Annotated in this window: 12 protein-coding genes; 8 read left to right on the top strand and 4 right to left on the bottom strand. The window is 68.3% G+C overall.

The genetic code is table 11. The features are described from left to right. Positions 1–92: 92 nt before the first annotated feature. The gene (locus tag IAE24_RS13130; RefSeq protein WP_199961713.1) at positions 93–380 is read left to right on the top strand and encodes a hypothetical protein; all 288 of its coding nucleotides are present in this window, start codon (positions 93–95) and stop codon (positions 378–380) included. A gap of 81 nt (positions 381–461) precedes the next feature. Here IAE24_RS13130 and fnr read toward each other — a convergent pair whose 3' ends face one another. Next, the gene (gene fnr, locus IAE24_RS13125) at positions 462–1,181 is read right to left on the bottom strand and encodes a fumarate/nitrate reduction transcriptional regulator Fnr (protein WP_034391808.1); all 720 of its coding nucleotides are present in this window, start codon (positions 1,179–1,181) and stop codon (positions 462–464) included. Positions 1,182–1,343: 162 nt separating this feature from the next. Between fnr and hemN the strand changes: the two genes are divergently transcribed. From hemN to IAE24_RS13105, 4 genes are all read left to right on the top strand, one after another. Next, complete coding sequence (hemN, locus tag IAE24_RS13120; RefSeq protein WP_034391810.1) at positions 1,344–2,726, top strand: oxygen-independent coproporphyrinogen III oxidase; 1,383 nt, start codon at positions 1,344–1,346, stop codon at positions 2,724–2,726. 5 nt (positions 2,727–2,731) lie between these two features. Beyond that, a complete protein-coding gene (locus IAE24_RS13115; RefSeq protein ID WP_199961714.1) occupies positions 2,732–3,448 on the top strand; it encodes a sulfite exporter TauE/SafE family protein in 717 nt (238 codons plus the stop codon). 69 nt (positions 3,449–3,517) lie between these two features. Next, positions 3,518–4,864 carry an HD-GYP domain-containing protein gene (locus IAE24_RS13110; protein WP_071954957.1) on the top strand — a complete coding sequence of 449 codons (1,347 nt, stop codon included), beginning with the start codon at positions 3,518–3,520 and terminating at the stop codon, positions 4,862–4,864. Then, a complete protein-coding gene (locus IAE24_RS13105) occupies positions 4,861–7,347 on the top strand; it encodes a bifunctional diguanylate cyclase/phosphodiesterase (protein WP_013803222.1) in 2,487 nt (828 codons plus the stop codon). The genes IAE24_RS13110 and IAE24_RS13105 overlap by 4 nt, the downstream gene beginning before the upstream one ends. On the opposite strand, the gene IAE24_RS13100 is transcribed toward IAE24_RS13105, so the two are convergent. The 3 genes from IAE24_RS13100 to IAE24_RS13090 form a co-directional block, all read right to left on the bottom strand. Then, positions 7,311–8,129: a sulfite exporter TauE/SafE family protein gene (locus IAE24_RS13100; protein WP_013803221.1), complete on the bottom strand. Its 819-nt coding sequence runs from the start codon at positions 8,127–8,129 to the stop codon at positions 7,311–7,313. The two genes, IAE24_RS13105 and IAE24_RS13100, sit on opposite strands and share 37 nt — an antisense overlap. Positions 8,130–8,520: 391 nt before the next feature. Beyond that, the gene (locus tag IAE24_RS13095; protein WP_012204636.1) at positions 8,521–8,922 is read right to left on the bottom strand and encodes a cell division protein ZapA; all 402 of its coding nucleotides are present in this window, start codon (positions 8,920–8,922) and stop codon (positions 8,521–8,523) included. Positions 8,923–8,955: 33 nt separating this feature from the next. Next, complete coding sequence (locus IAE24_RS13090) at positions 8,956–9,165, bottom strand: hypothetical protein (RefSeq protein WP_012204637.1); 210 nt, start codon at positions 9,163–9,165, stop codon at positions 8,956–8,958. Between the two features lie 316 nt (positions 9,166–9,481). Between IAE24_RS13090 and IAE24_RS13085 the strand changes: the two genes are divergently transcribed. The 3 genes from IAE24_RS13085 to IAE24_RS13075 are packed head-to-tail and all read left to right on the top strand — an operon-like array spanning position 9,482 to position 12,347. Continuing rightward, positions 9,482–10,882 carry a cobyrinate a,c-diamide synthase gene (locus tag IAE24_RS13085; protein WP_199961715.1) on the top strand — a complete coding sequence of 467 codons (1,401 nt, stop codon included), beginning with the start codon at positions 9,482–9,484 and terminating at the stop codon, positions 10,880–10,882. Next, the gene (locus IAE24_RS13080; protein WP_013803219.1) at positions 10,879–11,472 is read left to right on the top strand and encodes a bifunctional adenosylcobinamide kinase/adenosylcobinamide-phosphate guanylyltransferase; all 594 of its coding nucleotides are present in this window, start codon (positions 10,879–10,881) and stop codon (positions 11,470–11,472) included. The genes IAE24_RS13085 and IAE24_RS13080 overlap by 4 nt, the downstream gene beginning before the upstream one ends. Beyond that, complete coding sequence (locus IAE24_RS13075) at positions 11,469–12,347, top strand: ABC transporter substrate-binding protein (RefSeq protein WP_199961716.1); 879 nt, start codon at positions 11,469–11,471, stop codon at positions 12,345–12,347. The genes IAE24_RS13080 and IAE24_RS13075 overlap by 4 nt, the downstream gene beginning before the upstream one ends. Positions 12,348–12,381: the final 34 nt, after the last annotated feature.

Raw genomic sequence — 12,381 nt, 5'->3', positions numbered from 1 at the left:
CTACAGGCGTGCAGGGCGCTGCGGGGCTTGGCGCCATGCGTTGGCGCGGCGCACAATGAAGGCGACCCCTCGACAGCACAAGGAGATCGCTGATGTTGGCCCAACGCTGGATGTGGATTGCCTGGCCTGCCTTTCTGGCAGCCGCCGTGATGGAGATGCTGGTTTTTGCCTTTGTGGACCCGCTGGAGCTGCATTGGCTCGGCGACCTGGGCTGGTCGCGCCAGGGCATCTACACGCTGGCCTTCTTCGCCTTCTGGGGCGTGACCATGCTCTCCAGCCTGATGACCACCATGCTGGGCTGCTCGGCCCGCGATCTCAATGACGGCGTGGTCTCCGAGCCCGACCCGGACCTGGCCATGCAGGGGCTGGGGCGGGACTGAGCGAGAGCCCGCCGCAATGAACAAGGCCCGCTGTCGCGGGCCTTGTTCATTGGCGGATGAATGCTTGCCGCCCTTGCAGCCTCACTGGCACTGCTGGCTGTTGACGATGCGCTTGAGCGCCTCCGTGTCCAGGATGCGCAGATGGCGCTGGCGCACCTCGATGATGTTGTCGTCCGCGAACTTGGAGAAGGTGCGGCTCACCGTCTCCAGCTTCAGGCCCAGGTAGCTGCCGATTTCCTCGCGCGTCATGCGCAGCACCAGTTCGGACTTGGAAAAGCCCCGTGCATGCAGGCGCTGCACGAGGTTGAGCACGAAGGCGGCCAGGCGCTCTTCGGCGCGCATGCTGCCCAGCAGCAGCATCACGCCGTGCTCGCGCACGATCTCGCGGCTCATGACCTTGTGCACATGGTTTTGCAGGGCCGTGACCTCGCGCGACAGGTCTTCCAGCTTGTCGAAGGGCATGACGCAGACTTCGGCGTCTTCCAGCGCGACGGCATCGCAGGTGTGGTGGTCGTTGACGATGCCGTCCAGGCCGATGATCTCGCCGGCCATCTGAAAGCCTGTGACCTGGTCGCGTCCGTCCTCGGTGGCCACGCAGGTCTTGAAGAAGCCGGTGCGGATGGCGTACAGCGAGGTGAATGTCTCGCCGTTGCGAAACAGCAGGCCTCCGCGCTTGACCTTGCGGCGCGTGGCCACGATGTCGTCGATGCGCTGCATCTGCTCGGCATCCAGGCCCATGGGCATGCACAGTTCGCGCAGGTTGCAGTTGGAGCAGGAGGCTTTGATGGTCTGAAGGTTCATGGAGTGATAAACATCAGCGGCACACAGCGTGCCGGCGGTGACCTCGTGGATTGCGATGAGTTGGATCAAATTGTCGCAGCAGTCCCTCAAACAACTCTTGATATGAGTCAAGGACATGACCGATGTGCTGCGGCACAGTCGAGGTATTAGAGGAAAAAACCCATGACCGCTGTCACCCCAGAGCTGCTGCGTCGCTTTGACGTACCGGGGCCCCGATACACCTCGTTCCCTACCGCCGACCGCTTTGTCGAGGCCTTTGGTGCAGAGGACTATATCCTGGCGCTGCAACAACGCAAATCGAGTACCGCAGCGCGTGCCATGCCTTTGTCGCTGTATGTGCACGTGCCCTTTTGCGAGTCGCTTTGCTATTACTGCGCCTGCAACAAGATCGTGACGCGCCACCACGATCGCGCCGCCGTCTACCTGGACTACCTGGCGCGCGAGATGGCCTTGCACACGGCCCATTGCGGCAAGGGCCAGACCGTCAGCCAGCTGCACCTGGGCGGCGGCACGCCCACCTTCTTCTCCGACGACGAGCTGCGCACGCTGATGGGCCTGTTGCGCGAGCATTTCAAGCTGGAGCCGGGTGGCGAGTACTCCATCGAGGTCGATCCGCGCACCGTCAGCGTCGAGCGCCTGGCCGTGCTCAAGGAGCTGGGCTTCAATCGCCTGAGCTTCGGCGTGCAGGACTTCGACGAGCAGGTGCAGATCGCCGTGCACCGCGTGCAGCCGGCCGAGCAGGTGTTCGAGCTGGTGGCGGCCGCGCGGCAGCTGGGCTTTGCCTCCATCAACGTGGACCTGATCTACGGCCTGCCCAAGCAGACGCCCGAATCCTTCGAGCGCACGCTGGCCCAGGTCAACGCGCTGCGGCCCGACCGCATCGCGCTCTATGCCTATGCCCACCTGCCCGAGCGCTTCAAGCCGCAGCGGCGCATTGCGGCCGAGGATCTGCCCCAGGGGGCCGACAAGCTGGCCATGCTGTCGCGTTCCATCGCCGCGTTCATGGACGGTGGCTATGTCTATGTGGGCATGGACCACTTCGCCCTGCCGGAGGACTCGCTGGCCGTGGCCAAGCGCCAGGGCCGGCTGCACCGCAACTTCCAGGGCTACAGCACCCAGCCCGACTGCGACCTGATTGCGCTGGGCGTTTCGGCCATCGGCAAGGTGGGTGCCAGCTACAGCCAGAACGCCAAGACGCTGGAGGAGTACTACGACGCCATCGACGCCAGCCACCTGCCCGTGGTGCGGGGCCTGGCGCTGTCGCGCGACGACCTGGTGCGCCGCGCCGTCATCATGGCCATCATGTGCCAGGGCGCCGTGCTGTTCGAGCCCATGGAGCAGGCCTGGCTGCTGGGCTTTCGCGAGTACTTCGCGCCCGAGATGGCGGCCCTGGAGGACCTGCAGGCCAAGGGCCTGGTGCAGATCAGCGACGAGGGCTTCCAGGTCACTCCCATGGGCTGGTACTTCGTGCGCGGCGTGGCCATGCTGTTTGACCGATATCTGCAGGCGGACAAGAACCGGGCGCGGTTTTCGAGGATCATCTAGGCCCCATGCTGTTGTCGCTGCTCTGGACCGCTTTGATCATGGGGCTCGTCGGCGGGCCCCATTGCCTTGCCATGTGCGCTGCGCCCTGCGGCGTGGTCACGGGCGGGGCGGGGCAGGGCGGCGGCTCGCAGGTGGTGGCCGTGCATGGATTGCAAAGCCGACTGTGGCTGCGCACGGCGCTGTTCCACGGCGGCCGTCTGGCCGGTTATGCCAGCCTGGGCGCTGCCTCGGCCCTGGCCATGGAGAGCCTGTCCTGGCTCACCAGCCAGACCACGGCGCTGCAGCCGTTCTGGATGCTGACCCATGTCGCCGTGATGGCCTGGGGCCTGGCCATGATGGTGCAGGCCCGCCAGCCCGCCTGGCTGGAGTCAGCCGGCCGCGCCGCCTGGCGGCGCGTGCAGCCCTGGGTGTCGGCGCCGGGCGGCACGCTGGCGGCAGGCTATGCCTGGGCGCTCATGCCTTGCGGACTGCTGTATTCGGCCGTGCTGGTCGCCGCGCTCAGCGGCGGCCCGCTGCAGGGCGCGCTGGCCATGGCGGCCTTTGGCGTGGGCAGCGGCCTGTGGCTGGTGGCCGGCCCCTGGCTGTGGCGGCTGGGCCGGCAGCGCCTGAACGGCCTGCGCGCCGAATGGGGCACGCGCCTGGCCGGCCTGATGCTGGTGGGCGTGGCCGTCTGGGCGCTGTGGATGGACCTGATCTACAAGCCCAGCCTCTGGTGCCGTTGAGCAACAGCTGAGGCCAGACTTGGCACCTGGGGTCGCGGATTGGCTGCGAGGCCCTCAGAACTGGAGATAATGCCCGAATCATCGGCTTACATATTGCCGATTCCTTCAGCCTCGGGGCCGTTGCCGCGCGTGAACCATTCCGTCCTCATCGATATCCGAGACCTCCGTCCGGGCATGTTTGTCCAGCTCGATGTTGGGTGGCTGAACCATCCCTTTCCGGTCAGCAGCTTCAAGATCACCTCCAGCGCACAGATCCAGACCCTGAAATCCCTGGGCCTGGAGGTGGTGCGCTGTGTCCCGCACAAAAGCGACACCTGGCCCGCCGAGGTGCGCACCCCGCCGCCGCAGGAGCTGCCGCCCGTCGTGGTGGCCCCCGAGCCTGCACCCACCGAACCTGCTCCAGCACCGCTGCTGCTGTCCGTGCCCGACTGGCGCGGCCGGCTGGAGGATTGCAATGCGCGCTTTCAGAAGGTGGAGCGCGGCTATGTGGCCATAGAGACCACCATTGCCAGCGCGCCCGAGCAGGCGCGCATGCCCACCGAGGCCCTGGTCGATGGCTGCCTGGCCGAACTGGCGGGCCCGCAGGACGTGGCCATTCACCTGCTGTCCGATGGCGTGGGCAGCAGCCAGAGCGTGCATGCCGTCAACGTGACCGTGCTCAGCCTGCTGCTGGGCCGGGCCCTGGGCCTGCAGGAATCGCTGCTGCGCGACCTGGGCCTGGCGGCGCTGCTGCATGACGCGGGCAAGCCCGTGGCCGGTGTCGAAGGCATGCACGGCCTGGCCCTGGAGCCTTCCGTGCCCGACGCCCTGCGCGAGCGCTACGAGCGCCATGTGGGCGAATCCGTGGCCATTGCCATGCGCATGGGCCTGTCGGCCCAGGTCACCACGGCCATCGCCCAGCACCATGAATGGGCCGACGGCACGGGGTTCCCGCTGAGCCTGGTGGCCGAAGACATGGAACTCACGGGCCAGATCCTGGCCCTGGTCAACAGCTACGATCGCCTGTGCAATCCTGGCGATGCACAGACGCCGCATACGCCGCACGAGGCCCTGTCCATGCTGTTCAGTCGGCTGCGCGACAAGTTCGCCGCGCCCGTGCTCAATGGCTTCATCCGCATGATGGGTGTGTTCCCCCCGGGCTCGGTGGTGGAGCTGACCGACGGGCGCCATGCCATGGTCATGTCCGTGAATGCATCACGCCCGCTCAAGCCCTCGGTGATGGTGCACGATGCCGGCGTGCCGGCCGCGCAGGCGCCCGTGCTGGCGCTGGAGCTGTTTCCCGAGCTGGGCATACGCCGGGGAGTGGCGCCCGCGCAGCTGCCGCGCGATGCGCTGGACTACCTGTCGCCGCGTCGGCGTGTCTGCTATTACTTTGAACGGGCGGTGGAGTTGGATCCACCGAAGGTGGCGTCTTGAACAAGCAAGCGCTCAACCGCGCCTGGCCCCGCCTGCTGGATGCACTGCAGGAGGCCCTGTGGCTGATCGATGCGCGCACCCTGAAGGTGCTGCGCGCCAACGCCGCCAGCGAATCCGTCACCGGCTATGAGGCCGATGCGGCCCCGGGCCTGCCCGTGCAGGTGCTTGCCGCCACGCCGCAGCAGCAGGCTTTCTGGAGCGATCCCTTCAACTGGCAGGCCGGAGCCCAGTTCATTGCCGAGGTGCGCCGCGCCGATGGCCAGCTGGCGCCCGTGGAGATGCGCGTGCGCGCGCTCGACGGCGAGGTGCTGCTGGTCAGCATGCTGGACCGGCGCGAGCAGGCCTTGCACGAGGCCGAGTTCGAGAGCCTGCTGGGCGAGCTGCGCGCCACGCTGGAGTCCGCGGCCGACGCCATCCTGGTCTGCGATCCCGATGGCCGCATCCGCGCCTTCAACCACCGCTTTGCCACGCTCTGGGGCATTCCCGAGGCGCTGCTGGTGCGCCGCAACGACGTGGCCATCCTCGACCACCTGGCCAGCCAGGTGCGCGATGCCGAATCCTATGCGCGCCAGTTGAAGCTGCTGTCGGCCCAGCCCCTGATGGAGGCGGCCGACGTGCTGGACCTGCGCGACGGGCGCATCCTGGAGCGCCGCGCCGTGCCCCAGCTGCGCCGGGGCCTGCCCATGGGGCGGATCTTTTCCTTTCGCGACATCACGGCCGAGGCCCAGACCCAGGCGGGCCTGGAGCTGGCTGCGCGCGTCTTCGAGTCCAGCCTGGACGGCATCTTCATTGCCGACGGCTACATGGATGTGGCCCGCACCAACCCGGCCTGCGAACGCCTGCTGGGCGGCATGCCCGTGCAGGGACGCACGGTGGAGTCGCTGTTCGAGGCCTCCGAAGGCCAGGCCGACACCCTGGGCGACCTGGCCCGCATCCAGTGGCACCAGGGCGGCTTCTGGGAGGGCGACCTGTGGTTGCGCCAGGCCGGCGGCGCGCGCTGCGCCGTGCGCCTGTCATGGGTGCCGCTGCGCAACGCGCAGGGCGACGTGGTGCAGAGCATCGGCTTCATGCGCGACCTCACGCAGCAGCGCGTGGCCCAGCAGCGCATTGAACAGCTGGCCTACAGCGACGCGCTCACCGGCCTGCCCAACCGCCTGAACCTCACGGAGCGCGTGGATGCAGCCATCGAGGCCGCGCGCGCAGGCGGCACGGTGTTCAGCATCCTGTTCATCGACCTGGACCGCTTCAAGATCATCAACGACTCGCTGGGCCACCAGTTCGGCGACCGCGTGCTCAAGCTGGTCGCGCAGCGCCTGAGCGACTGCATGCGGCCCGTGGACATCCTGTGCCGCCTGGGTGGCGACGAGTTCGTGCTCTATCTGCAGGGCTGCAACGCCGAGCTGGCCGCGTCGGTGGCCAAGCGCATCCTGCAGGAGATGGAGCGCCCCTTCCTGCTCGACGGCCTGGGTTTCTCCGTGCAGTGCAGCATCGGCGTGGCCCAGTATCCAGCCGATGGCCTCACGCTGGATGAGCTGATCCGCCAGGCAGACACCGCCATGTACCGCGTCAAGGAACGGGGCCGGGGCCATTTCAGCTTCTACCAGCCGCAGATGAGCGCCGGCCTGCTGTCGCGCATGAAGCTGGAGCATGCCATGCGCCAGGCGCTGGAGCATGGCCGCATGGCGGTCTACTTCCAGCCACAGGTGCACATAGACAGCGACCGCATCGTCGCCGCCGAGGCGCTGCTGCGCTGGACCGATCCCGAATTCGGCGTGGTCTCGCCGGGTGTCTTCATCCCGCTGGCCGAGGAGTCGGGCTACATCGTCACGCTGGGCGCCTGGGTCATGGAGCAGGCCGTGCAGGAGGCTGCACGCTGGCAGCAGCAGGGCATGCCCATCAAGGTCTCGGTCAACGTGTCGGCGCTGGAGTTCCGCCAGTCAGGCTTTGTCGAGCGGGTGACCGAGCTGCTGCGCAGCTACGGCCTGACACCCCAGCTGCTGGAGCTGGAGCTGACGGAAAGCATCTTGCTGCAGGACGCCCAGGACATGGCGCTGCGCGTATGCCAGATCGCCGATCTGGGTGTGGGCATGGTGATTGACGACTTCGGCACCGGCTACTCCAACCTGGCCTACCTGAAGAAGCTGCCCATCTCCAAGATCAAGATCGACCAGAGCTTCGTGCGCGGCCTGCCCAGCGACGAGGGCGACCAGGCCATCGTCGGCGCCATCATCAGCCTGGGTCTGGCGCTGGGCGTGGAGATCGTGGCCGAGGGCGTGGAAACGCACGAGCAGCTGACGGCCATCCACCGCATGCAGGGCCACTACTTCCAGGGCTTCCTGTGCGCGCCTGGCCTGCCGCGCGAGCAGTTCGGCGAATGCCTGCAGGCGCAGCGCGCCGGCATTGGCGCCATCGCCTACCGGCAGAGAATGGCCCAGGCCGCGAGCGCTCAGTTGCCTGCGCTCAAGCCCTTCCAGAGCATGTAGGCCGCCAGGCCGAACAGCAGCGTGGCAAAGATGCGCTTGAGCTGGCCCACGGGCAGCCGGTGCGCGGCCCGTGCCCCCAGCGGTGCCGTCAGCACGCTGCAGCAGGCCAGGGCCAGCAGGGCCGGCAGCCACAGGTAGCCCAGCGAGTATTCGGGGCGCCCCGCGTCACCCGCGCCGGTGAAGATCAGGCCCGCCGCATTCACCACGGCAATCGGAAACCCCAGCGCCGCGCTGGTGCCCACGGCCATGTGCATGGGCACCGAGCAGCGCATCATGAAGGGCACGCTGATGAAGGCCCCGCCCGCACCCACCAGCCCCGAGATGAAGCCCAGGCCCGTACCCGCGCCGTACAGCCCCAGCGGCCCCGGCAGGGCGCGCGTGGCCGTGGGCTGGCTGTTGCTGCGCAGCATGCGCAGCGCCATGTAGCCGATGAACACGCCAAAGAACAGTGCCAGGTACTTGCCTCGCAGCAGCGCGAAAACGCCTAGGCTGGCGAGCAGGCCGCCCGTGATGATGCCCGGCGCCAGGCTGCGCACGATGTCCCAGCGCACGGCGCCGCGCCCATGGTGGGCGCGCAGGCTGGAGATCGAGGTGAACACGATGGTGGCCATGGCCGTGGCGATCGCCATCTTCACGGACAGATCCGGGCCGACCCCGCGCTTGTCGAGAAAGTAGGTCAGAAACGGCACGAGCACCATGCCGCCGCCCACTCCCAGCAGGCCGGCCAGGAAGCCGGAGCACAGGCCCAGCAGGGCCAGTTCGAGAAACAGCAGGTCAGGCATGCGGCAGAAGATCGGTAGTGGATGGGCGGGGAGGGGAGGGCAACAAAAAACCCGGCGCACCGTGGAGGTGCGCCGGGTTGGAATCAGGTGTCTGCAAAGACCACCGGGCCGTCATCCTGAACCGGGGTTCAGGGGGGCAAGGGCAGCCAGACGTTGGGTTCATCTAACGCGAGACGATCACGCTCGAATGGCAATGTACCAAGCCCGGGCTCATAGAGCATTGGTCCAAGGAACTATAAAGCCCGGCGGGTTTGCAGACGCCTCCATTCTACGGCGATTGGGCAGGCCCGCAATCAAGTTCTTTGAACGGCATGGACTTTCCATTGACATGGCCGATGCCATGAAAAACGGCCTCCGAAGAGGCCGTTGGGTAGACGGGGAGTGCAGCGGCTCAGAGCAGCCGAGCATCGCTTTCCAGGGCCTGGTCCAGGCGCAGCACCAGTTGCTCGGCAAGGGCCTGCTGGCGCTGGCGCTCGGCCAGTTCCTCGGGGCTGGGCTCGGGTGGCAGGGACTGGGCGGCATGCTGCGAAGTGACCTCGTCATGCAGGGACTGCATTTCGGCCTGGGCCGTGGCCATGGCGCTTTCCTGCGCTTCGCGGTCCAGCACGTCGAAGGCCATGTTCAGCGCGGACAGCACGGCCACGCGCTCGCGCGAGCGGACCTTGCCGCTGTCGCGGATCCGGGTCATGGCCGTGTCCACACGGCGCACGGCCTCGAGCAGACGCTCTTCCTGGCCATCGGGGCAGGTCAGCACATAGCTTTGCTGCAGGATTTGCACTTCGATCTGCTTCATGGGCGTTCGGGGCGTCGGCGGTTGCGAAGGGGGTCAAGCCCCCTGGTTGGAGGGCAGGCGCTCGATCAGGGCATCGACGCGGGCCCGGGCGGCGTTGAGCCGCGAGCGCAGTGAATCACGCTCCTGGGTCAGGGCCGCCACCTGTTCGGCGAGTAGCGCATTCGTGCGTTGCAGTTCCTCGTGGCGAACCAGCAGGCGCTCCACGCGCTCTGCAATGTGGTCGAGGGAAGTCTGGGAGGTCATAGACGCTGAGATTGTAGGACGTGCGAACGAAGTGAGCGCATTCCGTGGAAGTATCCGAGGAAACCTGATAGCAGGGGGGCTTAGAAGGCTTGACGTCAGCGCCGTGCTCAGGTATTCGAGCGCAGGCGGCAGACTGTCTCACAAAATCGTAGCGCCATGTGTAGGACGCGTCTGCTTCGGCGGGGTGTAATGCGTAAGCATTGGTTGCGGGCGCGGTGCGGGTCGGGTGCGGATACGGCGGGGGTGCGCACTACAATGCGCCGCGTTGGCGGAGCGGCCGGTTCAAGGCAGCGTCGCACGGAGCAAACAAATACACATGAATATTGACCTTGGCCGGGGCGGGGCACGCTGCCCGGCGCTGCTGATCACTTCCACGGCCTCGGGCCAGGGCAAGACCACGCTGACGGCTGCGCTGGCGCGGCTGCATGCGCGCCAGGGGCGCCGCGTGCGCGTGTTCAAGTGCGGCCCTGACTTCCTGGATCCGCACTGGCACGAGCTGGCCAGCGGTGCGCCCGTGCACAGCGTCGATCTGTGGATGACGGGCGAGGCCGACATGCGTGAGCGCCTGCACGCTGCCGCCTGCGAGGCCGACCTCATCCTGGTGGAAGGCGTCATGGGCCTGTTCGACGGCACGCCCTGCGCTGCCGATGTGGCCGAGCAGCTGGGCCTGCCAGTGCTGGCCGTGATCGACGCCTCGGGAATGGCCGGCACCTTTGGCGCACTGGCCCATGGCCTGCAGCACTACCGGCCGGGCCTGCGCTGGGCCGGCCTGCTGGCCAACCGCGTGGGCAGCGCCCACCATGCCGACCTGCTGCGTGCCGGCCTGCGCGAGCCTTCGTTGTGGCTGGGCGCGCTGGCGCGGGTGCAGGGTGCAGGCGCCACCTCGCTGCTGCCCGAGCGGCACCTGGGCCTGGTTGCCGCGCATGAGCTGGACGATGCCCTGCAGCGCCTGGACGTGGCCGCCGATGCGCTGCTGGCCACGCCGCTGGGCCAGTTGCCTTGGCAGGCCGAAGCGGGGCAGGGCGCCAGCTGGCAGGACTGGTCCGTGGACTTTGAACCGTGCCCGGAACCTGCCGAAGCCGTGCAGCCCTGGCTGGCGGGCCGCACCGTGGCGGTGGCGCGTGATGCGGCCTTCAGCTTCATCTACCAGGCCAACCTCGACTGCCTGCGTTCCATGGGTGCGCGGATCGCCTTCTTTTCGCCCCTGGCCGCAGAGCGCCTGCCGCAGTGCGATGCGCTGTGGCTGCCCGGCGGCTATCCGGAACTGCACCTGGACGCGCTGGCCGCCCAGGCCGCGCTGCGCGGTGACATTGCCGCCCACGTGGCTGCCGGCCGCCCGGTCTGGGCCGAGTGCGGCGGTATGCTCGCGCTGTGCGAACGACTGACCGACACTGCAGGCCGGACCACGGACCTCTGGGGCCTGTTGCCCGGCCATGCGCGCATGCAGCCGCGCCTGGCCGGCCTGGGCATGCAGCAACTGCCCACGCCCTGGGGCCTGTTGCGCGGCCATACCTTCCATTACAGCCGGCTGGACACGTCCATGGCCGAGGCCGGGCGCAGCAGCCGCCCCGGCCAGGCTCCCCAGCCCGACCGGGGCGAGGCGCTGTACCGCCAGGGCAGCGTGCACGCCAGCTATTTCCATGCCTGGTTTGCCTCGCAGCCGCGCGCCGTGGCGGCGCTGCTGGGCGCTGACATTCCCGCAGGCCAGGCGTCATGACCGACCAGATCTCCACCTATTCGCTTGCGCGCAGCCAACTCATTCTGGGCGGCCAGAAAAGCGGCAAGTCGCGCCGTGCCGAATTGCTGGCCCGCGCCTGGCTCGATGGCGCCCTGGACCGCGAGGCCGCGCTGATCGCCACCGGCCAGCCCTGGGACGACGAAATGCGCGAGCGCATCGCCCGCCACCGGCGCGACCGCGCCGAGCGCGTGCCCGGCATGGCCACGCTTGAGGAGCCGCTGGACCTGGCCGCCATGCTTGCGCGGCACAGCACGCCGCAGCGCCTGCTGGTGGTGGACTGCCTGACGCTGTGGCTGACCAACTGGATGATGCCGGCCCAGCCTTCCGAGGAACTGGCGCGCGGATGGGAGGGCCAATGCACGGCCTTTCTGGCCGCCTTGCAAGCTGCGCCCGGCCCGGTGATCCTGGTCGGCAACGAGATCGGCCTGGGCGTGATCCCGCTGGGATCGCAGGTGAGGGCCTTTGTGGATGCGCTGGGGGTGCTCAACCAGCGTGCGGCGCAAAGCTGCGAAACCGTCACGCTGATGTGCGCCGGCCTGCCGCTGGCGCTCAAGGGCCCGCAGCCGTGAGGCCATGGCGTCCCGCCCTGTGGGGCCTGGCGTTGGCACTGGCGCTGTCTGCGGCGCAGGCTGCCATCCGGGTCACGGATGGGCGGGGCGTTCCGGTGGAGCTGCCACAGCCGCCGCAGCGCATCGTCAGCCTGCTGCCCTCGCTGACCGAGACCGTATGCGAGCTGGGCGGCTGCCAGCGCCTGGTCGGCGTGGACCGCTATTCGAACTGGCCGGCCCATGTGAAGACCCTGCCTGTGGTGGGCGGCGGCATGGACCCCAATATCGAGGCCATCGTCGCGCTCAAGCCCGATCTGGTGCTGGTGTCCATGGCCTCGCGCTCGGTGGCGCGGCTGCAGGCATTGGGCCTCAAGGTGGTGGCGCTGGAGCCGCGCACCCATGCCGATGCGCAGGCCGTGCTGCGCACCGTGGGCCAGTTGCTGGACCTGCCGCCCGCGCAGGGCGCCGACCGTGTCTGGTCCGCCATCGAGGCGCGCATGCAGGAGGTGGAGCGCAGCATGGCCCCCGCGCTGCGCGGGCAGACCGTGTATTTCGAGGTCAATCGCGGCCCCTTTGCCGCCGGCGAGTCTTCGTTCATCGGCGAGACCCTGGCGCGCCTGGGCATGCGCAACATCGTGGGTGCGCAGCTGGGGCCGTTCCCGCGCATCAACCCTGAATTCGTGGTGCGCGCCGATCCGGACTTCATCCTGGGCGGCGACCGCAGCCTGGGCACATCGGGCGAGCCCTATCCGGGCTGGGGCCGCATGCGTGCCATGCAGGCCGGGCGCGTCTGCCGCTTTGTGCCGGCCGAGCTGGACGTGCTGGTGCGCGCCGGCCCGCGCATGGCCGAGGGCGCTGCGCTGATGGCGCGTTGCCTGAACGGGGCCGCACGGTGAGGCAGGCCCGCAGGCTCCACCGCGGCCTGGCCGC

The organism is Delftia sp. S65, assembly GCF_016516495.1.
Lineage (GTDB): Bacteria > Pseudomonadota > Gammaproteobacteria > Burkholderiales > Burkholderiaceae_C > Comamonas > Comamonas acidovorans.
The sequence above is the reverse complement of the archived record's forward strand: the minus strand, read 5'-3'. Positions and strand labels throughout refer to the sequence as shown.

Bases quoted from the DNA above. Each gene is read 5' to 3' on its own strand.
- hemN (WP_034391810.1), top strand. From the start codon at position 1,344: ATGACCGCTGTCACCCCAGAGCTGCTGCGTCGCTTTGACGTACCGGGG.
- IAE24_RS13130 (WP_199961713.1), top strand. From the start codon at position 93: ATGTTGGCCCAACGCTGGATGTGGATTGCCTGGCCTGCCTTTCTGGCA.
- IAE24_RS13080 (WP_013803219.1), top strand. From the start codon at position 10,879: ATGACCGACCAGATCTCCACCTATTCGCTTGCGCGCAGCCAACTCATT.
- IAE24_RS13115 (WP_199961714.1), top strand. From the start codon at position 2,732: ATGCTGTTGTCGCTGCTCTGGACCGCTTTGATCATGGGGCTCGTCGGC.
- IAE24_RS13090 (WP_012204637.1), bottom strand. From the start codon at position 9,165: ATGACCTCCCAGACTTCCCTCGACCACATTGCAGAGCGCGTGGAGCGC.
- IAE24_RS13100 (WP_013803221.1), bottom strand. From the start codon at position 8,129: ATGCCTGACCTGCTGTTTCTCGAACTGGCCCTGCTGGGCCTGTGCTCC.
- IAE24_RS13110 (WP_071954957.1), top strand. From the start codon at position 3,518: ATGCCCGAATCATCGGCTTACATATTGCCGATTCCTTCAGCCTCGGGG.
- IAE24_RS13085 (WP_199961715.1), top strand. From the start codon at position 9,482: ATGAATATTGACCTTGGCCGGGGCGGGGCACGCTGCCCGGCGCTGCTG.
- IAE24_RS13095 (WP_012204636.1), bottom strand. From the start codon at position 8,922: ATGAAGCAGATCGAAGTGCAAATCCTGCAGCAAAGCTATGTGCTGACC.
- fnr (WP_034391808.1), bottom strand. From the start codon at position 1,181: ATGAACCTTCAGACCATCAAAGCCTCCTGCTCCAACTGCAACCTGCGC.